The organism is Streptomyces umbrinus (assembly GCF_030817415.1).
GTDB lineage: Bacteria > Actinomycetota > Actinomycetes > Streptomycetales > Streptomycetaceae > Streptomyces > Streptomyces umbrinus_A.
Genome location: NZ_JAUSZI010000002.1, coordinates 2383147 through 2407689, shown reverse-complemented (window position 1 = coordinate 2407689; position 24543 = coordinate 2383147). Strand labels below are relative to the sequence as shown.

The window sequence follows — 24543 nt, the reverse complement described above, 5'->3', positions numbered from 1 at the left end:
TTACCTCCGGGGCGGTTCAAGGGGCAGCCGCAGCTGCATGGGGCGCGGCGGGCGTACGCGTACACGGCGTGCGGGGACGGGCAGGGCCAGTTGCCGCGCACGCGGCACCGGGGCCCGGGTCGGGGCTGGGCGGGATGGCGGAGTGGTGGGCCGGGTGCCTGCTGGCGCTGGTGGTGGGGGGACGCGGTCGGCGCGGATCGGCAGCCACATCTGGGTGGGCCTTGGGGAGCGGGCCGGCGTGCGCTGGGCGGTGATGGGGAGGGCCAGTTGCCGTAGCCGGCGGGCTTGCGCGGGGTGGATGACAGCTCGGGGACCTCTCGGCGTACGGACGAGGGGAGTGGCGCCGGGAGTGCCGGTGGTGGCGGGTGCCGGGTGCGTGCCGCCGAGGGCACCCGCCCTGCGCCGATGTCTGGTTGCCGGTCCGGCAGGCCCGGCGCCGCCGGCGGGCCCCGGGCGGCCGGGGCGGCCCAGGGCGATGCGGCCCCGGGCGAGCCATCCGCGGCCCAGGCCCCGCACGCCCCCACCGGGCCCACGCCCCGGCCCGGGTCCGGGGCGCGATGGTCGGCCTCCTCCTCTTCCTCCAGGTCCCGGGCGGCCGCCTCCGCCTCCCGGTCCGCCGCGTCCCAGACCGGGCCCGGCCCCGCCGCCTCCTCGGCCGGGGCGGCGCAGCTGATTCACGCCGGGCAGGTAGTGGTCCATGAACCGATACATGGCCAGGTGTTTGATCACCCGCACGCCGGTGGGCGCGTGCGGGTTTTGGATGGGCGTGCCGCGCAGGATGACCTGCAGGGTCCAGCCGGGAATCTTGAACAGCACCCAGAACAGGGCCAGTCCGGCGAGCATGGTGCCCAGCTGGGCGGACTTGGGGATGCCCAGGGTGGTGGCGCCGGGGGCGAAGAAGAGTTTCAGCGCGAGGATGAACGTCATCGACTGGGCGATCTGGATGGCGAGGCAGCCTGCCAGGGCCCGCCACCACAGGCGGGCGACCGGGTCGGTAAGCGGATGGCCGTGACATGCCAGGGCGAGCGGAGCGGCCACGGCCAGCAGCGCCATCACCGCGACGCGCACCAGGAAGCCGATCAGCACCGCGAGCACCAGCGCGATCATCACGATCGCCAGGAGCAGCAGGTACAGGGTCAGTCCCGGGGCGCCGAACAGGGCGAAGGGCAGAACGCGTTCGACCATGCCCTGCCCGGCGTCCGTCATGTCGGTGGCCATGATCGCGTGGGCGAGGGCGTTGGACAGGGCGATCGCCTTGCCCATCACGGTCAGCGAGGTGGCCGCCGCGACCATCCCCAGCAGCAGCCGCGGGGCGATCTGTTTGAGCGCGTAGCGGGTCTGGACGGTCTCGTAGCCCATGACCGTGATGCCGCCCGCGGTCACGAACAGCACATAGATCCCGGCGGTGATCCCCAGCATGGCGGTCCACAGCCGTTTGATGTCGGCGTGCTTCGTGACGTCGGGGGTCGCGAGCAGGGTGTCGGCGAGGAATTCGCGGACCGGCTTCATGAGCTGCTCGATCAGCATGCCGAGGAACGAGGTGACCGCGTTCACGATCATGCCGGGGATATCGAGGAAGCCCCACGCGGTGCCCTTGTCGCACTCAGTATCCGTGGCCTCGCACGCCGGGGGCGTCGGCCCTGGTGTCGGGGCCACGGGCTGGAGCCGGTCCGGTTCGGGGGTGGGGAGTCCTGGGGCGGGGGTTGGCCCGGGCGTGGGATCGGGCGTGGGATCTGGAGATACGGGACCGGGCGCGTGTCCCGGTTCGGGTTGGGGTGGCTCCGGGGCCGCGGGTGCCTGTGCCGCCGAGTGCACTGTGTCCGCGACAGCGGGCTGGGCGGTCGACGGAACCATGACGAGGACGCCCAGACTGAACAGCAAGGGCAGGGCGCGGACGAGACGCGCGGCGCGGGTCACTGCCCGCCTCCGCCTTCTGCGCCGACGATCTCCTGGAGCACCGTGACGATGACCGGGGCAAGGATCGCCAGACCGTAGCCGATCGCCGCGGCCTTCAACGCCCGTTTGGCGGCCTCGACTTCCCCCGGATCGCTGCTGGCCATGAGGTAGCGCAGTCCGCCGAAGGTGAGGAACAAGGTGGCGAGTCCCGAGAGAATACCGATGATCCAGTTCCGCAGATTCGTGATCACCTCGGGCACGGTGGCCACTGCCCACACATACGGCGGCTCCGCCAGCAGCACGAACGTGGTGAAAGCCGTGGTGAACGCGAGCCGGGAAACCCAGCGGCCCAGCGGACGGATCGCTGGCCGGTGCGGCCGGGGGAGCCTTGCGGGCATGGGCAGCACACCTCCATCGGGCACACAGCCGGACAGGACGACAGCAGACGGACGCCCCAGAAGAGCGGACGAAAATCGGGTGCGGGGTGAGCGGAACCCTTGGCCCGGGGGCCTGCCTCCTCGTGGAGCGCGGCGGGAGGGGATTCTCGGGGTGTCAGCACGAGACGGTCGTGCTCACCCCGCACCGTGCGGAGATCCGGCCCGAGACATTGACTGCCGCCCCGGACCAGGACGAGCGGTCCGGACCGGAACCGGGCTGGGCCGCTGTCATCGTGAATAGAGATCCGGGCGGCGGGAATTGACATCCCGCCGCCGAAAGTCCCCCGGTTGGGCGCCTACTGGGCTTGCAGCCGGTGCTGCAGATGGGCAGCCAGGTGCTGTTCGGCGGCGCTACGGTGCCGGTAGAGCTGACGCACACTCACCCCGTGCTCGGCCGCCAGACGCTGCATGGGTTCACCATCGAGGCGGGTACGGGCGATCAGCCGCGCCTCGGCCACGTCCACCACACCGGTCTGCACGGCACGGGCGAGCACGGTGAGTTCGTCCGCCAGCTCACCGCACTCTTCTTGCGGAGCGGAGCAGAGGTGGTCGAGCTGGGCCGCTGCCTGGCCGGTTTCGCGCAGGGCGCGGCGGTGTGCGGCGTACACCAGCCGGTGCACGGCCCGGTCGGCCGCGCTGAACAGCTCCCGGTCCACACGCTCCACGCCACGATCCACCGTGTGCAGGGTGGTGGCGACGGCGGCCAGCGCCTCCTGCTCGACCTCGGCCCGCTCCAGATGGGCGGGGCGGGCCAGCCGGGCGAGCATCCGGCGCAGCACCGGCACGGTCATGGCGACGGCGACCACGTCCCACGGCTCGCCCAGCTCGCGGGCGCGCCGGACCACCTCACGCCAGGTCTGCTCGCGCAGTTCGGGGCGGGTGGAGGGATGGGCGAGGTGGGTGCGGACGCGGTCGACCGGCCACGCCGCACGGTCCGGGTCGTCGCACACCAGGTGCGCGGGCAGCGTGAGCGGCTCCACGTCGTGGGCGAGGGCGAGGAACGCCTGCTCCAGCTCTCCGAGAGGGGAACGGACGGTGCTGTGCGGACGAGGAGCGGGGCGGTGTGCTTGGTGGTGCATGGCGCATCTCCTGTGAACGGCGTGGACAACTTCCGTCGCCACCCCTCCCAGGCCGTCGTGTCACCAGCGGCCCACCCGCACGCCAGTGCCGCGCCAGGTGCGGTCGAATGGTCCGGCGAGTGCGATGGCCCGCTGCCGGTTCGCCCCTGATGACCTGGAATGCGGCCTCGGATGCGGAACGCGAATCGAACACAGAAATTCTCGATGCCGATGTCAGCCCTTGCTGCGCTGCGAGCCGAGGTGGTCCGGCAGTGGCTCGACGCTGGCGCGTGACTGGCTCGCACGTGGAATGACCTGCGCGGATACGGCACACAGCGGGGAAGTCCGGAGGCTCTACCGCGAATCCTGGGACAGCCGCCCTGGAGATCGAACACGCACAGGGCGATGGCAGAGATCAACTGCCGATTCCCTATTACTTCACGTCAGCACGAGACGGCCGGACCCTCGGTCCCGGGCGCCACCCAGCCCATGCCGAACTCCACCGCATCCTGCCCATGTACACCCCACCCGCTGCCGACAACGATCTGGTTTCCTGACGCGGACGAGCCCAACGTCGCTCCCATCCCTGGCGCGGTCCTGCCAGCCTGGGCGCTCGACAAGGCCCGCACCGAGTTCGTCGGACGTCCCAGCCACCGGCCCGCCCCGCTGCTCAAGATCGCGATCCGGGACACGGCACCGGGCATGGACGCCCGCATCCCGAGCACACCCTTCGTCGCCGCGACCGACGAGGAGGCGAGCGGGCCGGCGATCCTGCTCGCGGAACTCCACCCCGACGCTCTCCCTGCCCCCGACGACAACCTGTCGCCCGTCGGGAGTGAGATGCCAGGGTCGTTGGAGGACGGCTGGCCCGGCTTCTTCCACCGCGCCCACCGGCTCCTGCCCACCGACGGTTTCCTGCTGCTGGCGACCCGACAGCGCCGGGACTCCGGACACCTGACCGACCCGCTCGGCGCGCTGATCGCGTCCGCTCGCACCGCTGGCTTCCGCTACCTCCAGCACATCGTGATCGTCTATGGCCACCCGGTCGGCGACCGCCTTGTCCCTGCCGTTCCCGCGGACGCGTCCCGTGGGGTCGCGCACTGCGACCTGATCGCCTTGTCCGCGATCACCCACGCGTAGGCCAAGGCAAGAGGAGAACCGCTATGCCCTCCCCCCTCTCGGTGTGGAACACCGCCCCCACCTCCGCCCCCGCCCAACGCGCCCACCGCTACGTACCCGGCTCAGCCGCCCACCCCGCCAAAATGCTCCCGCAGATCGCCGCCCACGCCATCACCGCCTACACCCGCCCCGGCGAACTGGTCCTGGACCCCATGTGCGGCATCGGCACCACCCTCGTCGAGGCCATCCGCCTGGGCCGCCACGCTCTGGGCACCGAGTACGAAGCGCGCTGGGCTGACCTGGCCCATGCCAACGTCCTGCGCACTGTGCAGGCAACCGGAGATGGAACCGGACACGTTGCGTGCGGCGATGCACGTCGGCTCACCGACCTGATCGACGAACGCCACCACGGCAAGGTTGCCCTGGTCGTCACCTCACCGCCGTACGGGAACTCGGTACACGGACAAGTCCGCTCCAGCCGGGAGACCGGCGAACGCGGCGTGGTCAAGAAGGACTACCGCTACAGCCACGACCCTTCCAACCTCGCCCACGTCTCCACCGACCAACTCCTGGACGCCTTCACCGAGATCCTCGCCCAGTGCAGACGTGTCCTGCGTCCCGGCGGCACTGTGGTCGTCACCACTCGCCCCTGGCGCGAACGCGGCGAACTCATCGACCTGCCCTCTGCCGTCCTCGCCGCCGGCCAGGCCGCCGGACTCACCCCCACCGAACGCTGCGTCGCCCTCCTCGCAGGCATCCGCGACAGCCGCCTGATCTCGCGCCCCTCGTTCTTCCAGATGAAGAACGTCCGCGACGCCCGACGCCAGGGCATCCCCCTCGCCGTGGTCCAGCACGAAGATGTCCTCGTGTTTACCCGGCCCGGACAACAGACCACTACGAGAAACGCGACGACGGGCGAGCCGCAGTGCACGGCCCAAACCGCCTACGGACCGGCCACGACAGCCACTGTCCGCTCCCGCACCTGCGCCCGAAAGGGCCGCTCTGGCAGCCACTGACCCGCCGGTCGGCAGCCTGTCCTCCGGAGTCGGCGGCCTGGACCTCGGCGTCCAGGCCGAGCTCGGCGGCCACCTCGCCCGGCACGCCGACACCGACCCACGCACCGCCCAGTCGCCCGCTACTGGCCCCACGTCCCCAACCTGGGCGACGTACAGACCACCGACTGGCACCAGACCGAACCCGTGTGAGTCCTCATTGTCGGATTCCCTTGCAGGACCTCTCCGTCGTCGGCCTGGCACCCGCTCCGGCCTGGCCTCGTGCACCCGCTCCGGCCTATAGCGCCACGTCGTGGACGCCATCGATGCCTCTACGTGATCGCGACCAAGTAGCCGCATTATGACTCGGCTTCAGCCGAAGGTGCAGGCCGGCGTCATTTGATCCGGGGACAGAGCGGTGGCCAACCCGAGCGGGAGCGATCCCCTACACGCGATGGGTCTCCCCAGCGACGTGGCCGAGAAGGCGCTCTTGGCGTCACGATCCGGTGCTTCCACACTGGCGAACAGATCATGAAGAGCGGGGGATTGATGGTCAACCGGGCAGGCCGCCGAAACAGGACACAGCGGCGACGGCAAGCGGGGCTTGTCGGTGTCACCCTCGCCGCTGCTGTGTTCGTGTTGTGGCAGTTTCCATGACTCTTAATGGGTTTAGTCAAGCCGCCTGAGCCTCGTCGGCCGCCTTCTCGCGGGGGTTGTACTCCCTCTCGTAGAGCCGGCCGTCCCGGAGCATGGCCCACAGGATGGAGACTCGTTGGCGGGCGACAGCGATGACGGCCTTCTTATGGCGGCCCCTGTCGTGCGTGTAGCCCTGGTACTTGCGCAGGTACATCTCCCTCTCCCACGTCCCCGCGGTCAGGCACGCGGACTGGCTGGACAGGAAGAAGGCCCGTTGTAGGGGCCGACTGTACTGGGTAGGGCGCTGGCGGTTCCCCGTGTTCGAGCCGGAGTCCCTGGAGACGGGGGCCATTCCTGATGCGACAGCGAGCCGTCCAGCACTCGGGAATCTGGAAATATCACCGATCGCTGCGAGAAGCTCAGCCGCAAGGAGCTCGCCGAAGCCGGGCATGGAAAGGACAAGGGTGCGGATCCTTTCGAGGGGCAGCTGAGCTGGGAAGACGCTGATTGACGTGTGAGCGGTGCCGTCGTACTCCTACCGTGGCGGGGTGGAGGTGGGCGCGATGGTGTCGTTGCCGGAAGAGCTCCAGGCGCGGGAGGCCGCGGCTCGACAGCGGGTGGAAGAACTCCAGGCCGAGGCTGCGGAGTTGGCCGTCCGGCTGGAGAAGGCCCGGGCGGATCTGTCGCGGTTGGAGATCACGCGGGAGACCGTCGCGCAAGTGCTCGCGGAGTTGTCGGCCGCCCAGGCAGCGCCGGAAGCAGAGGCGCGCGATGCGCCGGACCCCAAGGCGCCGGCGCCTCACGGCATCGGAGTGATGGCCGTGCCGCCGTGGCGGGAGGGCCTGGTCGTTCAAGTGCTGCCGGACGTGTACCGGGACATCGTGGAGATCGTCGCTGATGCTCCAGGTCCGTTGCAGGCCAAGCAGATCGTGCCGCGGATCGGGTTGGAGGCCACCACGGCGAAGATCGAGGGGACACGGGGAAAGCTGAAGCGTCTGGTGGAGCGGGGCTGGCTGGACGAGGACGCACCGGGACGGTTCACCCTCGCTCGCCACGACGGGGACGCCGACCAGGTCAACTCCCGGTGACCAAGGGGCTCTTCTCCGTAGATTCGAAGGTGCCAACCAAACGAACCGCAAGAAGAGCCGAAGAAGAGCCCCAGATGGAACCCTATGACGCCTTGTCCGGGCCTGATGAGTATGCCGCCTCCCGTGGTGCCTTCGAACGCCTTGTCTCGACGCTGGCCGACGACCCGGCGCAAAGCATGGCCCACGACGAGCTGGAGGAACTGCTCGAACAGCAAGGGCGCGAGTTGCTGCGGCAGTTGATGCAGGATCACCTCGATGCGCGGGCGAGGACGGAAGAAGCGGACGCCCGTATCAACGCAGGGCAACCGGCGGTGCGCGGGCCGGAAGGACAGACGCGGACCTGGCGGGAGAGCAACCACCCCCGCTGGCTGACCTGCGTGTTCGGGCCGGTCCGGGTGAACAGGATCGCCTATCGCGGCCGGGGCGTGTCCAACGTGCACCCGGCGGATGCCCACTTGTCGCTCCCCGCCGGCCGGCACTCCCGCGGGCTTGCCCGCCTCGCGGTTCTGGAGGCGGTTCGCGGCTCGTTCGACCAGGCCCAGGCCGCGATCGAGCGACGCTGCGGGAAGGTGCTGGGCAAGCGCCGTCTCAAAGAGCTGGTGGTCGCTGCCGCCGTCGACATCGCCGCCTACTACACGGTGAAGATCCCCACGCCGTGCACCCGCGGGATGCCGCTGGTCATCCAGGTCGACGGCAAGGGGGTGGTGATGCGGCCCGAAGCCCTGCGCGAGGCCACCCGCCGGGCCGCGGCCAAGAGCGCGGCGGCCGGACGGCGCGGACGCCTGGCTCCGGGGGAGAAGCCCAATCGCAAGCGCATGGCGACCGTGGCCTGCATCTTCGACATCGTGCCCGCCCCGCGCCGGCCGCACGACATCGTGCACCCGCCCGGCGGTCGCAGCCAGGCCCGGCCGCCGAGGCCGGGCCCGAAGGCGGAACAGAAATGGTGCACCGCCTCGGTGATCCGTCCTCCGGAACAGGTCGTCGCCGACGCCTTCGGACAGGCCGAGGCCCGCGACCCGCAGCAGCTGCGGGACTGGATCGTGCTCGTCGACGGCGCCCGCCACCAACTCGACCTGATCCAAGCCGAAGCCGCCCGCCGCGGCATCCACCTCAACGTCCTGCTCGACTTCGTCCATGTCGCCGAGTACTGCTGGACAGCAGCGCATGCTTTCCATCCGCCCGGCAGCCGTGCGGCTGAGACCTGGGCCGCGGACAAACTCACCGCGATCCTCGCCGGACATGCCGAGCGCGCCGCCACCGAGATGACCGCCCAGGCCGCAGCCGAACGGCTTCCCGCCGCCCGCCGCGAGGCAGTCACCACCTGCCACCGCTACCTCACCGGCCACCTCGATCAGCTTCACTACGACACCGCCCTCGCGGCCGGCTGGCCGATCGCCACCGGCGCCGTCGAAGGCGCCTGCCGCCACCTGATCGCCGACCGCCTCGACATCACCGGCGCCCGCTGGGGACTCGACGGCGCCGAAGCCGTCCTCCAACTCCGCACACTGATCACGAACGGCGACTTCGACAACTACTGGGTCTTCCACGCGGCCCGTGAACATCAACGCCTCTACCCCGGCCCCGACCAGCAGAAGTACAGCCTCACAGCTTGATCCCCACCCTCCCTTCAGAGGATCCGCACCCGCTGGGCACGGTCGCCTGGGGGTGCTGGGAGAGAATTTCCTTGATCTTGCTTTCCAGTTCCTTCAGGCGGACGTTCATCTGCGTGATCTTCTGGGCGAGTTCGGCTACCAGCTCGGCCGCCAGGTCCTCTCCGCTAATAGCTGAGTCCTGTGCCTTAGCGGCCGTCACTGCCTTCTCTGCGATGGTTGCCGCTTTCCTCACGCCGCGCTTGGCGAGCCAGGCTGTGAGCCTGCTCTCGCCCATCCGCCGAATGGCTGCTGGTGTCTGGTATCCGGAAAGCAAGACCAGCGGGCCGTCGGATCGGGCGAAATCGAAGGACCGCTCCAGCTCGGGGAAGATGCTGGTGAGCATGGCCCTCATGCGGTTGATGGTTCTGGTGCGTTCGACTGAGAGGCCATTGCGGTGGGAGAGGATCAGAGTGAGTTCCTTGGTGATCCTCGGAGGTGCTGGCACCGGGACTGTCTGCCGCCTGAGACAGCGGGCGAACTCGGCGATGACGTAGGAGTCTTTCAAGTCGGACTTGCCCTGGCCGCTGAAGCTCTTCTTGAACGCTGCGAACTTTGAGCCTGTGACGTACCGGGGACTCTGACCGTGGTTGGCCAGGGTCCCCAGCAGCAACGCTGCTGGCCCGTCAACGAGGTCAAGTGCCCACGTCACGTGGTCTGCTGTATCCATAACCTCACCGAATACGGTCAGGATGTCGGGCTCGGAGTTGATCACCTTGCGGTTCCACAGTGGGTCGCCATCGGCATCGACCACGGTGATCCAGTGATGTCCTTTCCCCACGTCGATCCCGGCCCATACCTGTGGCGGCCGTTGCGTCATCTCGCCTCTCCAGATCGAACACGAACAGGAAGTGCCAGGCCACCCCTGAAGCAAGTCCGTACGAGCGATCGAGGTCGCAGCTCTTAATCAGTTATGGCGGGTGACCAGAAGACTGGCCGACGGAGTCGACATGAGCCCCATGACGGGCAGGAGTACGAGAGCCGCATCCAGCCCTCCTGGCTATAGATGCAACGATCATCAGACAGTCGGGACACCCGCTGGCAAGTCCGTACGAGCGATCGAGTCGCCACTCTTAATCAGCAGTTACGGGGCGTCCCGGAAGGCCGGCCGACGGAGTCGTGAAGAGCCCTTTGATGGGCAGGCTGCTACGAGTCGCATCCGGCCTTCCTGGCCGGACGCGGAGTTTACAGCCCGACCGGGTGCCCACCTGCACGCCCGTACTGTAGCGATCCTGATCGCAGCTCTTAATTAGCAGCGAGGGCGAGCAGCAGCACCGGTGTCCCGGGGATGCCGCCCATGCCCGATCGAGCCTGATTGAAGGGTACGGGCTGCTACTCGGCCTCGTCTGCGCTGCAGCAGTCAGTAGCGCCGGTTGGTACCTGTGGGCTGCGCACCGCCGCGAACGCCACGGCGATCTCTCGTGGCGCCAACAGGACCAGCGCATGGCGCTGGAACGATCCATGGCTGTCATCGACGACATGACCTGGCAGGACTTCGAACGATACGTGGCTGAACTCTGTAGGCGCGATGTACCGAGGTCGCAGTGGTCGGCGGCTCGGGTGATCTGGCGGCAGACGTTGTCGGCAACCTGCCGGACGGCCGGCGCCTGGTTGTGCAGGTCAAGCACTATGCACCCAACCGTACTGTGCCCAGTGGTGACATGCAGAAGTTCGTCGGCATGGCGTTCGCCGAGCACAACGCGGATGGGTGTAGCTCTCCTCCGGGGAAGCCCTTGAGCTGGGAGAGCGCTGGTTGACGGTGTGGGCGGGGTAGGCGTCCTTCTACTGTGGCGGGTGAAGTAGGGGGGGCGTCGATGGTGTCGTTGATCGAGGAGTTGGAGGCGCGGGAGGCGGCTGCCCGTGTCCGGGTGGAGGAACTCGAGGCGGAGATCGCCGAGTTGACCTCGCGGTTGGTGGGTGAGCGTGAGGTGTGGTCGCGGCTGCGGGTGACGCGCGAGACGGTGGCCCAGGTGCTCGCTGAGCTGTCCGGGCAGGACGTGGCCGAGACTGCGCCGTTGCGGGAGCCGGTGGCGGCGAAGGCACCGGTGGAGCCCGAGGTGCGGGTGGTGGGGTCGATCATGGTGCCGCACTGGCGGGAAGGTCTCACGACGGTCGTGCTGCCGGATGTGTACCGCGACATCGTGGAGGTGATCGCGGACGCGTCGGGGCCGATGCAGGCCAAGCAGATCGTGCCCCGGATCGGGCTGCCCGCGGTGACCGCGAAGATCGAGGGGACGCGGGGGAAGCTGAAGCGGCTGGTGGAACGGGGCTGGCTGATCGAGGACCAGCCCGGACGGTTCGCCCCCGCACATCCGGGGTCGGGCGGGGAATCGGCGAACTCGCGGAACGATAAAGGCTCTTCTCTCTAACTTCGGAGGTACCACACCAAACCGAAGTCGCTGAAAGAAGAGCCGGTGGAACCCTACGACGCCTTCGATGCCATCGATCCATTCACTGCCGCGACAAGGGCCTTCGACTGCCTGAAAGGCGCGTTGGCCGGGCCGGAGTCGGCCGCGCTGTCCCATCACGAACTCGAGGACCTTGTCGGGCTTCAAGGCCGTGAACTGTTGCGGCTGCTGTTCCAAGCGCATCTCGATCTGCGGGAGAAGCGGGAGCGGGAACAACTGCTGCAGACGAAAGACCAGGTGGTCCGTGGTGCGGACGGACACGTACGCCCGCACCATGAGACGGGACATTCCCGCCTGCTGGCCTGCGTGTTCGGCACGGTCACCATCACGCGGTGCGCTTGGCGGGGCAAGGGCCAGAGCAGCGTGCACCCGGCCGACGCGGAACTCTCACTGCCCGCCCACCTGCACTCCCACGGCCTGCGTCGGCTCGCCGTCCTCGAAGCCGTTCGCGGCTCCTACGACCAGGCCAAGGAGGCAATTGACCGCAGCTGCGGGAGAGTTCTGGGCAAACGGCAGGCCGAACTGCTGGTCGTCGCCGCAGCGGTGGACGTCGATGACTTCTACCGGTGCACGATTCCGCACCCGTCGACCGCCGCGACCGCGCTCGTGATACAGGTCGACGGCAAGGGCGTCGTCATGCGGCCCGAGGCTCTGCGGCCCGCGACACTGAAAGCACACCTGAACGGCCGACGGGCTCTGCGCACCCGGCTGGCTCCGGGCGAGAAACCGCACCGCAAGCGGATGGCCACCCTGGCCTGCGTCTTCGATACCGACCCGGCCCCGCGCCGACCCCACGACGTGATCGCCCCGCCCGAGGGCCGCAGCACCACACGGACGCCTCGCCCGGGGCCAAGAGCACAGCGCAAGTGGCTCACCGCCTCCCTGGTCCACCCGCCCGAGCACGTGATCGCCGCCGCATTTGACCAGGCCGAAGCCCGTGACCGGGACCATCTGCGCGACTGGATTGTCCTGGTCGACGGCGCCCGCCACCAACTGGAGTTGATCCGAGCCGAAGCCGACCGACGCCATATCAAGGTGCACGTCCTGCTCGACTTCGTGCACGTGGCCGAGTACGTCTGGGCAGCGGCCCACTGCTTCCACAAGCCCGGCACTCCCGACGCCTAAGTCTGGGTCGCAGGTCACCTCACCACGGTCCTCCACGGGCAGGCAGACCGAGCCGCCGCCGAGATCACGGCAGAGGCCGACCGGGCCCACCTGCACGGAACGAGGCGCGAAAGCGCCGACGCCTGCGTCCGCTACCTCACCGGACACCTCGACCAGCTTCGCTACGACACCGCCCTCGCAGCCGGCTGGCCGATCGCCACCGGCCCGATCGAAGGCGCCTGCCGCCACTTGATCGGCGACCGCCTCGACATCACCGGCAGCCGCTGGGGACTCGACGGAGCCGAAGCCGTCCTCACGCTCCGAGCCCTCATCGACAACGGCGACTTTGCCGCCTACTGGCGACATCACCTCGCCCGCGAACACGAACGCCTCTACCCCACCCCCGACCAGCACAACTACAACCTCACGGCCTGATCAGGAACGTCCCTCAAGGAGAGCCACACCCAACGCGGATGTAGCCGTCTTCGTCGCGACCTGCGAGTTCAGCAGATCCGCTCGGGACCTCGCTCTCAAGCACAACATCGTTGCTTTGAACCGCAACCTCTTCGGTTCATGGAACAGCGGAGCGCCGTTCGTGTCCCTGCTTCCGCTCAGCGGCGCTGGCGGCGGACTGCGTCACGGCCGAAATGCGCGTCGGAAGAGGGGAAGGCAGGGCACGGCATAGCGGTCAGTGCCGAGGATCCACTTCGGCCAGCCAGGCACCCAGTGCAGCAACAACCGAGTTCCCTCGCCACTCAGCAAAGATCTGATCCTGATCAGTCGGCGGCAGCGCCGCCAGTGTCGACGTGGTGCCCTCTGGAACGAAGATCGACCACAAGTCGGACCAGGAACGCAGACCGGTCCCACGATCCGGCGCTGGAGCAATGGTGCCGGGCTTCCGGGAATCGTCGGCGAAGGTATGCAGTACCCCTTCCGCGTCAGCGTAGACGGCGGCGCTGGCGAACCGGCACGTCCGCTTCTCCGTGAGATCCGCGAGATGCGTAAGACCTGCAGGGCCGAATGCCTCAAGGGCCTGCTTCACCATTGGTCCCGGCCAGCCGCCGAACTCCTCGATGTAGAAGCCCGGAATCCTCCACAAACAGCGGTCGCTTGAGAACTTCGAACGCTTGCCCAGCCTTGTGACGCGCAATCTCTGCGACCGATGTCGTCTGGATCTCATCCAAGTCCAGTGCCACCTGCTCCACCTCAATTCCCCACGGGGCGAGGTGTTCTTGGGTCGTTTGGAACTTTCCTGGATATCCCGTACACATTGCCACCTTGAAGCCTGGCATGAGTGAAGTGTCTCCTTTTAAGAGTGATGTAGGACGAGACGCGGAGGGGGCAAAGCCGCGACCGGGGTCGATGTCAACTTGCCTGAAGTTCGGCCGCAATGCGTGCCGATTCATATCGAGCGAGCCCCCGCCTGGGGTCCTCGGCGTAGGCGTTAGGGCCGATGATGTGCGTGCAGTCACGGCAGCTGTAGATGCGGCTGCGTCGTGAGTTGAGGCTGGTCAGCGGGATGGCGGGGAGCATGCGGGCATGAGTACGGCCACCTTGATCATGAACGTTTGTGACGACGTTTCAGAACCAGGTGGCCGCGGAGGCCACGATAGCCGAGCAGACATGGACGGCGGCGTTGGGGGCGGTGAACGAGGAGATCGCGGACTGCTTCGAGCGCCGTGAACCACGCGCTGTGGTCCGGGAGATGACCGAGGCGATGCTGATGGAGCTGGACACGCGGAACTGCTGGACGCTTGCCGAGGCGCTCGGCCACCGCGGGCCGCACCGGCTGCAGCACCTGCTCTCCCGTGCCGCCGTCGACCATGATCTGGCCCGGGACCGGATCGCCGCCTGGGCGGCCGGTGAACTCGCCGATCCGGACGCGGTGCTGATCGTGGACGAGAAGTCCTCCACAAACTGCGTCGGCGCGGCCCGCCAATACTCCGGAGCATTGGGCGGTATCGGTCTGTGCCAGGTCGCTGTCCACCTCACCTACGCCGGCCGGCACGGGCACGCTCCGATCGACCGGGCCCTGTACCTCGGCGCCGAGTGGGCCGCTGACGAGGAGCGACGGCTGCTCACCGGTGTCCCCGACGACGTCGTGTTCGCCACCAAGCCGCAGTTGGCCGGCGCCCTGCTCGCCCGCACCCGCGACCTGGGCATCAAGGCCCGCCGGCTGGCCGGCGACGAGGGCTATGGAGGCAAGGAGCTGCGCCGGACGGCCCGCGCACTCGGCTTCGTCTACGCGCTGGCCGTCCGCACCGACCACCGCGTGGACACCGCCATCGGCCGTCTGACCGTCACCCAGCTCGCCGCCCGGGTCCCGAGGAAGAACTGGATGCGCCTGCGCACCGGACACGGCCTCAAGGGCGACCGCCACTACGACTGGGCCATGCTCGACATCCACCCCGATGACACCTCTGACGGGCACCGGCCCGGGCACGCCACCGTCCTGGTCCGCCGCCACCGCTACACCCGTGAACTCTCCTTCTACCGCTGCCACTCGGCCACTCCCGTCACCCTGGCCGATCTTGTGGATGTGGTGTGCTGCAGGTGGCGCGTCGAGGAGGACTTCCAGACCTCCAAGGGCGTCTGTGGCCTGGACCAGGGCCAGACCACCTGCTGGAACTCCTGGATGCGCTGGACTTTGATCAGCCTGCTTGCCGCCGCCGTCCTGGCCGTCATCCGCGCCCGCACCACCACGGCTACCACCACCGGCAGCGAACTCGTCCCGGCCAGCGGCCGCGAACTGCTCCGACTCCTGCGGATCACCGCCCTGCCTCGCCCCCGACGCGCCCGCGACCACCTCCTGCACTGGTCCGCCTGGCGCCGTCACCACCAATACCAGGCCGCCGAAGCCCACCGGAGATGGAACAACATCACCGCCACCGCAACGACCTGACCAGCCGTGATGCTCTGCCGATCAAGGAACTACAGCTGCCGTGACTGTGGCAGAAGTGCCGTCTTGCCGTCGATTCCCGCCGTCTTGCGACCGGCGTTGACCTCCGTGACCCGGCGCACGCTCGCAAGCGTGTTGGCGCGGGAGCGGAGCATCAGTTTCTGCAGGTTCCTGACCCTGGCCAGGTCCCCTGCCTGCGATGCCGCGAAGATGCGCTGCCGCAGACGCCGTACATCCTCCTCGACCTGCTGCCAGTCGATCGACGGCCAGTCGGTGGGGACGTCCTCCGGTCCGTTCACAATGCCGACGGCCGATGCAGGCTTCGCTGCCTCGGCCATGCGTGTCGTCATGTGTCTAACTTGCCCTTCGGTTCCGGTGCTGTCGGTCATTGACTCTCCACAGGCTCACCAGACCCACGTCAGCACCCTTTCGGGTCAGGACATCAGCCCCTATCCGGCCAGTTATGCGAGAGCCTCCGGCGAAGGTGCCGGAAACGCGGCTCCCGGTTTCCTGCTCCCTTTCGGCCACCGGCATTTGCTTGTTGGGTCCTCCTGCACCCGCTGAGGGATTGGTCCTTCCTTACGGTTGGCCTACCAGACTTCCGCCTGGACCTCATCGGGGTTGTCACGTTCCACATGTGTGAGATACGAGCGGGGTGGGCGCCCTCTGTACCCCGGGGACGGTGGTGCGCTACCGGCCTGGCGCTCTGTCTCCGACCGGCACCTGCCGCCATCCAACGGCTGGCCCCTGTTCTCCCGCTGGTACATCCCATCGACGAGAGTGAAATTGACGAGGCATCATCGAGGGTTCAGTGTTATTCACCCGTCCGCCCTTCCCCGTGTCTGTAGCCCCCGGATGGAGCGGGGCCCCTTGGACGTTTCCCTCAGGCTTCGCACCCCGCAATTACTCGCGACGCACGCTGAGGCGGGGACAGGCCATTGCGCACCGGCCTGGGACCTTCACCTTCGACAGCAGTCGAACCTCCTCGGTGATTTCCACTCAACACAAGCGACTTCGTGTCGCAACAGGCAGTATTTCCAGTCCAGCCGCCCGCGTACCGCGTCCGCCGCCTGCCGGTCCGTCAGCCCCTCGGCGTACTGCAGCACCGAGACCATCGCCAGGAACGCCGGCGGCAGCGCCGGGTGCCCACGCCGGGCAAACAGACCAGCGAACTCCGCATCCGAGAACACCGCGCCCAGCGAGTCCCGCACCCGCATCGCCAGTGACCCACGCGGGAACTCGGCACGAGCGACCAGACAGGTCCGCTCAGGAATCTCACGCATCGACCAAGGCCACAAGGACATCGAGGACCACCCCTCAGATTCCCCGCGCAGCATGTACCTGCCACCGTCGCACGAAGACAAAGATCACCGAAGCCGGTCATGTGAATTGGCCAGCAGGGTCGATCAAGGGAGAACTTCATGCAGCATTCTTGTCCTTATATATGGGGACCGGTGCACCTATGCCGTCCCCCGGGCGGGGGACAAGGCCTTGCCCACCACGGGGTGATGAAAGGCAACCCAGCTTGCCCATAGCATCGCTGGATGGTTGGCCGGTGGCCGGCCAACCACAGGAGGTCGTCATGTCGCATCAGATATTGCTATTGGGCAGTTGGTGGCGCGCCCGGGACGTTCTGGTACGCGACACCATGTTCGCTGTCGCTATGGTGGCGCTAACTCTGGCTCCCGGCGCTGCGCACCTCGGCGTGGCAATCGGTGACCTACCAGTACGACAGCTCGACGGGTGGGGTGTCGTACTGGTGGGGTTGCTGTCGGTACCGCTGGTGCTGCGCCGACGGAATCCGGCGTGGTGCCTCACCCTCGTGAGTGGCGGGTTCGGCGCGTACGAGCTTGTCGGGTACATCCCCACATTCGCCACGCTCGGCGTTTACCCCGCACTCTACGCGGCCGGAGCTTACCTGGAGCGCCGACGGGCCTGGACTGCCGTCAGCGTGACGATCGGCTACTTTCTGCTCGCGGTCGGACTGTCCCACCGGGGGTCGCCTCAGCATCTCGGCGACTACCTAGTGTTCTTCCTTGCTCTCGCGGCTTGTTGGGTGATCGGGGACTTGACGCGGACCCAGCGCTGCGCCGAGGTGGCCCGCCAGCAGGAGAGCGTGGCGGTCGCGATGACCCAGGAACGCGCCCGCATTGCCCGCGAGCTCCTGGACATTACAGCCCAACACGTGACCGCGATGGTGGTCCAGGCCGACGCCGCCCAGTGCCTGGTGTCCGAGGCACCCAACCGGGTCACGGTCGGACTGAGCGCGATCAGCGAAAGCGGCCGACGCGCGCTGACCGACTTGCGGGACCTGCTGGCGGTCATGCCTGCTCCGGAGCTGGCAGTAGACAGGGCGCCATCACCGACGTTAAGCCAACTTGCAGAGCTGGTCGCGAGCACTAGGGCGGCCGGCCAACCCGTGGAACTGGTCGAGGAGGGTGCCCCGCAGCGCAGCAGCGATGGTGCAGAGCTGACAGCATACTGGGTGGCACAGGAGTCGTTGGCCAACGCGCTGAAGCATGCCCCGGGTCGGCGTACCGTCGTAGGGGTTCACCACCTCGCTGAGGAGGTCTGCATCGAGGTGACCACAGCTCCGGGACCGAGTGGAACGGGCAGACGGCCAGCAGGTACGCACGGACGCGGTCTCATGGGCTGCTCCGAGCGAGTCAGCCTATACGGCGGTCATCTGAGTGCTCGTCAGCTTTTGGACGGCACCTTCCAAATCCGCGCCACCATTCCCCGGCGGATGTAGCTCTCCGGTAGTACAACCGCCGCTGTTCAGATTATCGGTAGTTCGTTAATCCGGCGGTAGAGGTCGATGCCGTGTCCGGTGGTGACTGCGTCGATCAGGGCCTGGAGTTCGGAGGGTGGGTCCTTGTCCGTCCAGGCTCGGCACCATCGGTTGAGAGTGACGGCGGGGGCAAGCCAGGAACGGATCGCCCGTAAGGCCCTGGGCCAGCAGGGCTGTTGGTGCTGCTGGGACGGGGCCGACCCCCCTCTCTGGCGCCTCGTTGGGGCACGGGTCCGGCGCGGTGGCATCCACGGGGCCGGGCGGGGCGGACCATTGGTCCCAGCAGAAGGAGGAGGCGCAGTTCACCAGTGTCTGATGTCGGCGGATGGCGCGGTCGGAACGTACTTGGAAGTCGGCCCAGCCGAGTTCGTTCTTGACCTGTTTGTAGCTCTGCTCGATCCACGGTCGCAGGCCGTAGAGGCGGACGATCTCGGCGAGGTCGGCTGGCGGGTGTGGGCTGGTGGCGGTGCAGGCTGCGTTGGGGTGGGGCAGGTTGGTGGCCAGGTGCCAGGTGGCCTTCTCCGGCAGGGTGGCTGGATCGGTGGTGGCCACGACCAGCCGGCAGGGTGAGTCGGGGCCGTAGCCGCCCAGTCGGGCGTCGGCGGCCCACCAGGTCTCGGTGTGCCCGTCGCGGAAATGACGCTCCACCGGTGTCCAGTCACCGGGGTGGTCGGCGTTCTTCCAGGTCAGAGTGTGTGCGGCGTCGATGGGGGTATGCGGCTGGCCGGCCGGGGCCCAGGTGCCGCGATGCGGTTTGAGCGCGACCACGTAGGCCAGGCCGGCCGCCCGCAGCGCTAGATACCAGTCATCACTCACGGAGTAGGCGCAGTCGGCGACCACCGCCCGGCAGCCGAAGCCCGCCGACTTCCCGCGGACCGCCAGAGCGGCGGCCAGCTGCGGTGTCGTGCGGAAGGCCGGGTCGGACCGGGCGCGGGCGAAGTGGTGGGCGGGGGTGTAAGGAGTCGCGTGGAGCGGGTAGTACACGCGGCCGTCCGTCCACACTGTGGTCACCGTGACGATGCCGTTGTCCGTCTTGCCCAACCGGCCCAGCCACTGCCGGCCCACGTTGGCGGTGGCCGTGCCGTCCTTGCGGCCCCCGGAGTCGTCGATCACGATGACCCCGCCGTCATGCGGAGCCGTCGCCGATTGCTCGCGCAGCAGTTCAAGCCGCCGGTCGTTGATCTGCTCGGCTTCCCATGGGGACTCGGACAGGAAGAATTGCAGCCGCTGCACCCCCGGCATCCCCGCGCCGGCCACCGGCTCAGCTCCTGTCAGGCAGGTGATCGTCTTGTTCCGCTCCCGCGGCGCCAGCAGCCCCGTCAGGTACTCACGAAAACCCCGCCGCTGAGCCAGGCCGAAGAAGAGGTCGTCGAACCGGGCCGCGTACTCCTCCAACGGCCCCGGCGCAGGCGGACACGGACGGCGAGCAGTCATCTTCAGCCCCCAGCCGAGCAGTTGACTCCTACCACCGGCCTACGACCAACCCGCCTCACCGTCAACCCACACCACCGCCGGATTTAACGAACTACCGTTATTAGCGTGTAACTGTGCTGGCACGTCCTGGGGTGAAGGCGTTCGTGTTCCTGACCGATGTGGTGGGCTCAGTGTCAGGGGGAGTCTCCGTTGGCGCGTAGCGGGCCCTCCGGGCGGGTGTCTGCTGCTCAGCATGGACTCGGAGTTGCAGGTCGCGGAGTTCGCGCGGAAAAGCCCACAGTGCTGGCACTGTCACGGGTGGAAGTGCAGCGGCCGCGGGCCGGGCAGGGGCGACACTGACTCTTGGCGCACTTCGCGACGATCAGTGGTGCGGCGGTGGGCGAGGAGGTCGGATAAGGAAGGCTGTGCCAGGAGCTGCTGACCTGGCCTTGGGGGCAGGTGCCTTGTCGGCGGTCGAAGTCGATGTGGAAGTCGACCCGGTCGAAGCCTCCATTCTTGCGGTGCTGGCGGGGTGGGTTGCCCGGTAGCGGCCCGGTGACGGTGACCTGGTGTTCGCGCATCGCTCGTTCCAAGTGGACCAAGTGAGGTGTACCGCCCTGGACCAGGTGTTCGGCGGGCAGTAGCCCGCGAGGGGCCAGGCGGGTGTGAGTGGAGGGCAGGGGGCCTGGCCGTCGTTGGTGGCGGCCGACGTGGTGGCCACGTCGGTGATCACGTTGACATCGTCAGAGGCACACGTCTCGGTGAGATGGGTGGCGAAGCCCTTCCAGCGGATGATGTGCCCGTGCCGCACGTAGCGTGCCGTGGTGTCGTAAGAGAGACGATCGCCGAGGAAGAGGGCCGGTAGCCCGTTGGCGTCGGCGTGTGCCCGCGCAGGCGTCCTGCCGCGTCGCGGCAGTAGTTCTGAACGATGATCTGCTGCAGCGCCTGGGCCGCTGGGCCGGGCCGGTAGCCCGATCCGGGCCGGTGGAGGCGTTCCGGCAGTCGACAGGCGTCCTTGCCGGCGGCGAGAATTCTAGTTTTGGGCGGGTGAGGTTCTTGCCCAGACGGACCGGGCGGCGTAGCGGCGCCCCCAGTCCTCGTCGACCAGGCCGACCAGCAGGTGTCCGGCTGTGCGGGCTACTTCTTCGAGCGCGGCCTAGACCCAATGCCGTTGCTTTACGGATCTGCTGGTTGGGGTCTGGTGATGAGGACTGCTCGCGTGCCGGTGCGGGTGGGCTGGGGCCAGTCATGGTGTTCAGGTCGCTTGAGCCGGTAGTTGGACATCTTGCGTTTCACGACGCGGGGCTGGCTGCGCAGGCGTCTGCTGGGCAGGAGCCGTTCCAGGAGGTCCTGTTCGAGCATCACCAGGGCTCTGACCAGTAGCTCAGGGGGAAAAGCTGCCGGGCGTGACGGTCACGCTGCGCCGGGCGGAGCGCAGGGTTTCGGTGAAGGAGACCTGGTCGGGGTCCAGACCACGGGTGGCAGCCGTTCTCAGCATCAGTTCGCGCAAGGCGTGGTGGACCAGGAGGTGTGCCCAGATCTGCTGGCGGACACCATCAGGGGTTTTGCTGCTGAGGACGACGCGTGCGCCGCGCTGATGGGTTTTGATCTCGGCGAAGACGGACTCGATCTCCCAACGTTCGCGGTAGAGGGCGGCCAGTTGCCGGGCCGGATACCGACGGGCGTCCAGCAGGGTGGTGACCAGGCGGTATACACCGGCTGCCTCCTCGCCGAGCTGGTCCTTGACCTGGTAGGCCAGGACCCGGACCACGACGGGCTCACGCCGGGCAGGGCCGCTGCTTGCGCGGACCTGTGACAGCCATGACCCGTCACGGAACTGCTTGGTGACGGGCAGGACGCGGTTCGCGGGCACCCGCCACAGGAGATCGGCGCCGGTGGCGGTGAATGCCTGCCACAACGGGACACCGAGGAACTCACGGTCGGCCAGGACGAGTTGGCCCGGGCCGAGCGACCGCGGCAGACGGGCCACCAGGGTGACTTCCCCGGTGCGGCAGCCGGCCAGTTCCGCGTCCAGCACCGCATGGCTGCCCACCTCCACCAGGGCAGCCAGCCGCACCTGCGGAAACGCGCTCCTGCCCGAGCCCCGACCGCTGCCCGGCCGATCGAAGGCGGCCCCGTTGGCTTCGGTGTCCGCGACGTCCCAGCAGGTCCCGTCCACCGCCAGCAGCCGCAAGCCACGCCAGAACGCCCCGGGCGTCGCCTCGGTGGCCATCGGCTTGGCCGTCGTGGCGAACAGCACCCGCAAGGGCTCGGAACCCAGCCGCTGCCGGGCCCGAAACAGCGAGGACTTCGCCGGCACATGCCAGGCGCCGAGCAGTCCCTGGTTTCGCAGACCCTCCACCAGGTGCCGCATCACTTCCAGATACGGAGCCGGAGAGAACAGCGCCAGCCCCAGTACGAAATACACCACCAGCCGGGCGGGAAGCAGTCGCTTGCGTTGTTCCGCGCACCCGCAAGCGGCCACCACTCGATCCACCAACCCTGGCGGATACACCCAGGTCAACAACCCCAGACCCGATAACTCAGAAACACTCGCAGCCACCCGAACCACCCCCGGGACCTACTGCTAAGCAGCCTACGCCCACCACCTAAAACAACGGCATTGGGCCTAGACCGCCTCGGAGACGAGTTCCAGCCGGGTCAGGTCGCGGGCAGCTAGAACATGTGTCGGCGTACGGACTTAAGTCCCCAGCCCTGTACGTTTCTTCGTCCCCAACTGTCAGGCCACGTCCGTCTCGCGCTCGATGGCCTGGAGGCGGTTCTTGAGCCGGTAGCTGGGGCCGTTGATCGGGACGACTTCGCAGTGGTTCAGGAGGCGGTCGAGGATCGCGGTGGCGAGAACTTCGTCGCCGAAGACCTGGCCCCATTCGCTGAAGGTCTTGTTCGAGGTGAGGATGATCGAGCCCTTCTCGTAGCGCTTGGAGATGACCTGGAAGACCAGGTTCGCCTCGGCGCGTTCGAGAGGCTGGTAGCCGACCTCGTCGACCACCAGGACGCTTGGCCGCAGGTAGGAGCGGAGTCTGCTGGTCAATCGCCCTGCCGCTTCGGCGGCTTTGAGGTTGCTGACCATGTCGTCGAGGCTGGTGAAGTAGATCGAGTATCCGGCCCGGCAGGCGGCGACGGCCAGCGCGATCGCGATGTGTGTCTTGCCGACTCCGGGCGGCCCGAGCAGGGCGGCGTTGGCCTTGGCTTCGACGAAGGACAGGGTGGCGAGGTCTTTGACCTTGCGCGGGTCGAGGTCGGGCTGGAACGAGAAGTCGTACTCGTCCAGCGTTTTGTGGTGCGGCAGCCTCGAGAGCCGCAGGCCCTGGCGGAATCGGCGGTCGTCGCGGACGGCGAGTTCCTCGGAGAGGACCAGGTCGAGGAAGTCGAGGTAGCCGAGCTTTCCCTCGTCCGCGCGTCGGGTGAGCTCGTTGATGGTTTCCGCGAGATGGGGCAGGCCGAGCTTGCCGGCCGTGGTGCGGATGCGGTTGCCGGTCAGCTCGCTCACGACGATTCCTTCGGGGTGCGGTGGGTGGTGAAGGGGCGGGTGCCGGTCAGTTCGTCATAGACCGACAACGGCCGGCGGCCGACCACGACCTGGGTGGCGGCAGCCCGGTTCAGCAGGGCCTGCAAGGATCTGGCTTCCTCGCCCAGGGGCTGATGGTGACGCGGCTGGACGGGGACTTCACCGGTGGTCGTCCGGCGGTTCTTGCCGGTGGGCAGGCCGTCCCAGTGCGTTTCCTCGACCACGCGTGCCCCGCGGCCGACCGCCCGCGCGTGTGTGGCCAGCAGTGTTTCGCCGTGCGGGTCGGGGACCGTGGAATGCAGCATGACCTGGGACTTCGTGGCCCGGATCTCGACGAGCTGGCGGGGGCGGACTTTGCGGGCGGGCACCGAGTAGAGGTTGCCGCCGAACGCGATCAGGCAGTCCTTGCCGACCGGCCGCAGGTGCCGTTCGGCCACCAGATACGGGGTTGGCGGCAGCGGTTTGAGCGCCGCATGGTCACCAGCTGCCCGCTCACCGATGACCTGCTGGTGAGTGCGGTGGGTCTGGGCCCGTCGCTGCGGAACCCAGGCCGCGAAAGCGGCGTCCATCTCCTCGACGGAGGTGAAGGACCGTCCGGAGAGAACGTGGTCGCGGACGATCAGCACCTGACGTTCGACCCGGCCCTTGCCGGTGGGCCGGTAGGCGGCCAGCACGTCGATGTCGAAGTCGTAGTGCCCGGCGAACCCGACCGCTTCCGGATGCAACGGAACTGCCTCACCCGGGGCGACGTGACGGCGCACGACGGTCTTGGTGCGGTCGTAGACGACTGTCATGGGCACCCCGCCGAAATGCGCGAACGCCCGCCGGTGGCAGTCGAAGAAGGTCTCCAGGTCCTGGCTCGTGGTGAAGCAGCAGAACGGATCACGTGAGTACGACAGGGTCATGTGGAAGGAATAGACCTTCCCGAATCCCATATGCGCGAGGATCTTGCCCTCGTCTCCCCAGTCCACCTGGGCCTGGGCGCCGGGGATCACTTCGAACCGGCGGTGCATGCCCGCCAGTTCCTTCGGCGTGATCCCGAGGTCCTCGGCGACCCGCGGGCGGGCTTCCTGAACGTAGAGCTTGACCCGCTGGTAATTCCCGGTGAATCCTTACTCCGAGACCAGCCGTTCATGGATGACCGCGGCCTTCATCAGGACCTCGGCCCGCAGCATCGCATCGACCAGCGGCGCAAACTCGTCGATCACCCTCGCCCGGGGCCGCCCGTTCGGCGCCCGCCGCGGCGGCGTCGTCGGGCCCGGCGACGAGAGGTACTTCCGGACCGTCTTGCGGTCCAGCCCCGTCTCCCGGGCGATCTCCGACAGGCTCAATGCCCCGGACTCCAACAGCCCACGGAAGCGCCGCAGTTCCAACCAGCGATGCGGGTCCAAGACCATCGTCAGCCACCCTCCACCGTCATACCGACAGCAGCAGAGTGCCGAGCCGCACGGTTCACCGCATCAACATCTGTCCCTATTCATCCGTACGAAGGTGGGGACGTAACTGTGTACGCCGACAACATGG

At 68.0% G+C, this 24543-nt stretch carries 21 protein-coding genes and 4 pseudogenes; 9 read left to right on the top strand and 16 right to left on the bottom strand.

The window, feature by feature from the left end:
- The 3 genes from QF035_RS11195 to QF035_RS11185 all read right to left on the bottom strand — a co-directional run bounded on the left by QF035_RS11195 (nucleotide 1) and on the right by QF035_RS11185 (nucleotide 3412).
- Complete coding sequence (locus QF035_RS11195) at nucleotides 1–1560, bottom strand: hypothetical protein (protein WP_307519962.1); 1560 nt, start codon at nucleotides 1558–1560, stop codon at nucleotides 1–3.
- Nucleotides 1561–1913: 353 nt separating this feature from the next.
- Nucleotides 1914–2294, bottom strand: a complete 381-nt coding sequence (locus QF035_RS11190; protein ID WP_307519959.1) for a pilin — start codon at nucleotides 2292–2294, stop codon at nucleotides 1914–1916.
- Nucleotides 2295–2629: 335 nt separating this feature from the next.
- Nucleotides 2630–3412: a hypothetical protein gene (locus tag QF035_RS11185; protein WP_307519957.1), complete on the bottom strand. Its 783-nt coding sequence runs from the start codon at nucleotides 3410–3412 to the stop codon at nucleotides 2630–2632.
- 384 nt (nucleotides 3413–3796) lie between these two features.
- Here QF035_RS11185 and QF035_RS11180 point away from each other — a divergent pair, with 384 nt between their 5' ends.
- Nucleotides 3797–4531: a hypothetical protein gene (locus tag QF035_RS11180; RefSeq protein WP_307519956.1), complete on the top strand. Its 735-nt coding sequence runs from the start codon at nucleotides 3797–3799 to the stop codon at nucleotides 4529–4531.
- Nucleotides 4532–4554: 23 nt separating this feature from the next.
- On the top strand, nucleotides 4555–5526 hold the full coding sequence (locus QF035_RS11175) for a TRM11 family SAM-dependent methyltransferase (protein WP_307519955.1): 972 nt from the start codon (nucleotides 4555–4557) through the stop codon (nucleotides 5524–5526).
- 649 nt (nucleotides 5527–6175) lie between these two features.
- Here QF035_RS11175 and QF035_RS11170 read toward each other — a convergent pair.
- Both QF035_RS11170 and QF035_RS55720 read right to left on the bottom strand, forming a co-directional pair.
- Complete coding sequence (locus tag QF035_RS11170; RefSeq protein ID WP_307519953.1) at nucleotides 6176–6352, bottom strand: hypothetical protein; 177 nt, start codon at nucleotides 6350–6352, stop codon at nucleotides 6176–6178.
- A gap of 9 nt (nucleotides 6353–6361) precedes the next feature.
- Nucleotides 6362–6610, bottom strand: a pseudogene (locus tag QF035_RS55720) (transposase); the annotation flags it as partial.
- Nucleotides 6611–6701: 91 nt separating this feature from the next.
- On the opposite strand from QF035_RS55720, the gene QF035_RS11165 reads away from it, so the two are divergent.
- Both QF035_RS11165 and QF035_RS11160 read left to right on the top strand, forming a co-directional pair.
- Nucleotides 6702–7226, top strand: a complete 525-nt coding sequence (locus QF035_RS11165) for a hypothetical protein (protein ID WP_307519952.1) — start codon at nucleotides 6702–6704, stop codon at nucleotides 7224–7226.
- Between the two features lie 74 nt (nucleotides 7227–7300).
- Nucleotides 7301–8839 (top strand): ISKra4 family transposase, encoded by a 1539-nt coding sequence (locus QF035_RS11160; RefSeq protein WP_307519950.1) that lies wholly within the window; start codon nucleotides 7301–7303, stop codon nucleotides 8837–8839.
- Here QF035_RS11160 and QF035_RS11155 read toward each other — a convergent pair.
- Complete coding sequence (locus tag QF035_RS11155; RefSeq protein WP_307519948.1) at nucleotides 8829–9695, bottom strand: IS110 family transposase; 867 nt, start codon at nucleotides 9693–9695, stop codon at nucleotides 8829–8831. The genes QF035_RS11160 and QF035_RS11155 overlap by 11 nt on opposite strands.
- A 724-nt stretch (nucleotides 9696–10419) precedes the next feature.
- On the opposite strand from QF035_RS11155, the gene QF035_RS55715 reads away from it, so the two are divergent.
- The 3 genes and pseudogenes from QF035_RS55715 (at nucleotide 10420) to QF035_RS11140 (ending at nucleotide 12822) form a co-directional block, all read left to right on the top strand.
- A complete protein-coding gene (locus tag QF035_RS55715; protein WP_373466630.1) occupies nucleotides 10420–10632 on the top strand; it encodes a restriction endonuclease in 213 nt (70 codons plus the stop codon).
- Between the two features lie 57 nt (nucleotides 10633–10689).
- Complete coding sequence (locus QF035_RS11145; protein WP_307519947.1) at nucleotides 10690–11244, top strand: hypothetical protein; 555 nt, start codon at nucleotides 10690–10692, stop codon at nucleotides 11242–11244.
- A gap of 45 nt (nucleotides 11245–11289) precedes the next feature.
- Nucleotides 11290–12822: pseudogene (locus QF035_RS11140) on the top strand (ISKra4 family transposase).
- A 253-nt stretch (nucleotides 12823–13075) separates the two neighbouring features.
- Here the strand turns inward: QF035_RS11140 and QF035_RS11135 are convergent.
- Nucleotides 13076–13432, bottom strand: coding sequence for a non-canonical purine NTP pyrophosphatase (locus QF035_RS11135; protein WP_307519945.1), 357 nt, complete (start codon nucleotides 13430–13432; stop codon nucleotides 13076–13078).
- On the bottom strand, nucleotides 13413–13679 hold the full coding sequence (locus tag QF035_RS11130; RefSeq protein ID WP_307519943.1) for a non-canonical purine NTP pyrophosphatase: 267 nt from the start codon (nucleotides 13677–13679) through the stop codon (nucleotides 13413–13415). The genes QF035_RS11135 and QF035_RS11130 overlap by 20 nt, the downstream gene beginning before the upstream one ends.
- 278 nt (nucleotides 13680–13957) lie before the next feature.
- Here QF035_RS11130 and QF035_RS11125 point away from each other — a divergent pair, with 278 nt between their 5' ends.
- Nucleotides 13958–15289, top strand: a complete 1332-nt coding sequence (locus tag QF035_RS11125; RefSeq protein ID WP_307519941.1) for an IS701 family transposase — start codon at nucleotides 13958–13960, stop codon at nucleotides 15287–15289.
- Between the two features lie 29 nt (nucleotides 15290–15318).
- On the opposite strand, the gene QF035_RS11120 is transcribed toward QF035_RS11125, so the two are convergent.
- On the bottom strand, nucleotides 15319–15675 hold the full coding sequence (locus tag QF035_RS11120; RefSeq protein ID WP_373466629.1) for a reverse transcriptase N-terminal domain-containing protein: 357 nt from the start codon (nucleotides 15673–15675) through the stop codon (nucleotides 15319–15321).
- A 636-nt stretch (nucleotides 15676–16311) separates the two neighbouring features.
- A pseudogene (locus tag QF035_RS11115) lies at nucleotides 16312–16590 on the bottom strand (transposase); the annotation flags it as partial.
- A gap of 278 nt (nucleotides 16591–16868) precedes the next feature.
- On the opposite strand from QF035_RS11115, the gene QF035_RS11110 reads away from it, so the two are divergent.
- The gene (locus QF035_RS11110; protein ID WP_307519939.1) at nucleotides 16869–18038 is read left to right on the top strand and encodes a sensor histidine kinase; all 1170 of its coding nucleotides are present in this window, start codon (nucleotides 16869–16871) and stop codon (nucleotides 18036–18038) included.
- A 45-nt stretch (nucleotides 18039–18083) separates the two neighbouring features.
- On the opposite strand, the gene QF035_RS11105 is transcribed toward QF035_RS11110, so the two are convergent.
- The 6 genes and pseudogenes from QF035_RS11105 to QF035_RS56235 all read right to left on the bottom strand — a co-directional run bounded on the left by QF035_RS11105 (nucleotide 18084) and on the right by QF035_RS56235 (nucleotide 24416).
- Complete coding sequence (locus tag QF035_RS11105; RefSeq protein ID WP_307519937.1) at nucleotides 18084–19511, bottom strand: IS701 family transposase; 1428 nt, start codon at nucleotides 19509–19511, stop codon at nucleotides 18084–18086.
- A 1363-nt stretch (nucleotides 19512–20874) separates the two neighbouring features.
- The gene (locus tag QF035_RS11100) at nucleotides 20875–22053 is read right to left on the bottom strand and encodes an IS4 family transposase (RefSeq protein ID WP_307519936.1); all 1179 of its coding nucleotides are present in this window, start codon (nucleotides 22051–22053) and stop codon (nucleotides 20875–20877) included.
- A 177-nt stretch (nucleotides 22054–22230) separates the two neighbouring features.
- The gene (istB, locus tag QF035_RS11095) at nucleotides 22231–23001 is read right to left on the bottom strand and encodes an IS21-like element helper ATPase IstB (RefSeq protein WP_307519934.1); all 771 of its coding nucleotides are present in this window, start codon (nucleotides 22999–23001) and stop codon (nucleotides 22231–22233) included.
- Entirely contained in the window at nucleotides 22998–23477 is a 480-nt protein-coding gene (locus QF035_RS56245; RefSeq protein ID WP_444968448.1) for a Mu transposase domain-containing protein, read from the bottom strand. The genes istB and QF035_RS56245 overlap by 4 nt, the downstream gene beginning before the upstream one ends.
- 3 nt (nucleotides 23478–23480) lie before the next feature.
- Nucleotides 23481–24119, bottom strand: a pseudogene (gene istA / locus QF035_RS56240) (IS21 family transposase); the annotation flags it as partial.
- 12 nt (nucleotides 24120–24131) lie between these two features.
- On the bottom strand, nucleotides 24132–24416 hold the full coding sequence (locus QF035_RS56235) for a hypothetical protein (protein ID WP_444968429.1): 285 nt from the start codon (nucleotides 24414–24416) through the stop codon (nucleotides 24132–24134).
- Nucleotides 24417–24543 lie beyond the last annotated feature (127 nt).

Excerpts from the sequence above, each read along its gene's own strand:
- QF035_RS56235 (WP_444968429.1), bottom strand. The coding sequence starts at position 24,416 with ATGGTCTTGGACCCGCATCGCTGGTTGGAACTGCGGCGCTTCCGTGGG.
- QF035_RS11130 (WP_307519943.1), bottom strand. The coding sequence starts at position 13,679 with ATGCCAGGCTTCAAGGTGGCAATGTGTACGGGATATCCAGGAAAGTTC.
- QF035_RS11175 (WP_307519955.1), top strand. The coding sequence starts at position 4,555 with ATGCCCTCCCCCCTCTCGGTGTGGAACACCGCCCCCACCTCCGCCCCC.
- QF035_RS11180 (WP_307519956.1), top strand. The coding sequence starts at position 3,797 with ATGGCAGAGATCAACTGCCGATTCCCTATTACTTCACGTCAGCACGAG.
- QF035_RS11165 (WP_307519952.1), top strand. The coding sequence starts at position 6,702 with ATGGTGTCGTTGCCGGAAGAGCTCCAGGCGCGGGAGGCCGCGGCTCGA.
- QF035_RS11120 (WP_373466629.1), bottom strand. The coding sequence starts at position 15,675 with ATGACCGACAGCACCGGAACCGAAGGGCAAGTTAGACACATGACGACA.
- QF035_RS11185 (WP_307519957.1), bottom strand. The coding sequence starts at position 3,412 with ATGCACCACCAAGCACACCGCCCCGCTCCTCGTCCGCACAGCACCGTC.
- QF035_RS11145 (WP_307519947.1), top strand. The coding sequence starts at position 10,690 with ATGGTGTCGTTGATCGAGGAGTTGGAGGCGCGGGAGGCGGCTGCCCGT.
- QF035_RS11155 (WP_307519948.1), bottom strand. The coding sequence starts at position 9,695 with ATGACGCAACGGCCGCCACAGGTATGGGCCGGGATCGACGTGGGGAAA.
- QF035_RS11160 (WP_307519950.1), top strand. The coding sequence starts at position 7,301 with ATGGAACCCTATGACGCCTTGTCCGGGCCTGATGAGTATGCCGCCTCC.
- QF035_RS11110 (WP_307519939.1), top strand. The coding sequence starts at position 16,869 with ATGTCGCATCAGATATTGCTATTGGGCAGTTGGTGGCGCGCCCGGGAC.
- QF035_RS11190 (WP_307519959.1), bottom strand. The coding sequence starts at position 2,294 with ATGCCCGCAAGGCTCCCCCGGCCGCACCGGCCAGCGATCCGTCCGCTG.
- QF035_RS11105 (WP_307519937.1), bottom strand. The coding sequence starts at position 19,511 with ATGACTGCTCGCCGTCCGTGTCCGCCTGCGCCGGGGCCGTTGGAGGAG.
- QF035_RS11135 (WP_307519945.1), bottom strand. The coding sequence starts at position 13,432 with ATGGTGAAGCAGGCCCTTGAGGCATTCGGCCCTGCAGGTCTTACGCAT.
- QF035_RS11195 (WP_307519962.1), bottom strand. The coding sequence starts at position 1,560 with ATGATCGTGAACGCGGTCACCTCGTTCCTCGGCATGCTGATCGAGCAG.
- QF035_RS11170 (WP_307519953.1), bottom strand. The coding sequence starts at position 6,352 with ATGTACCTGCGCAAGTACCAGGGCTACACGCACGACAGGGGCCGCCAT.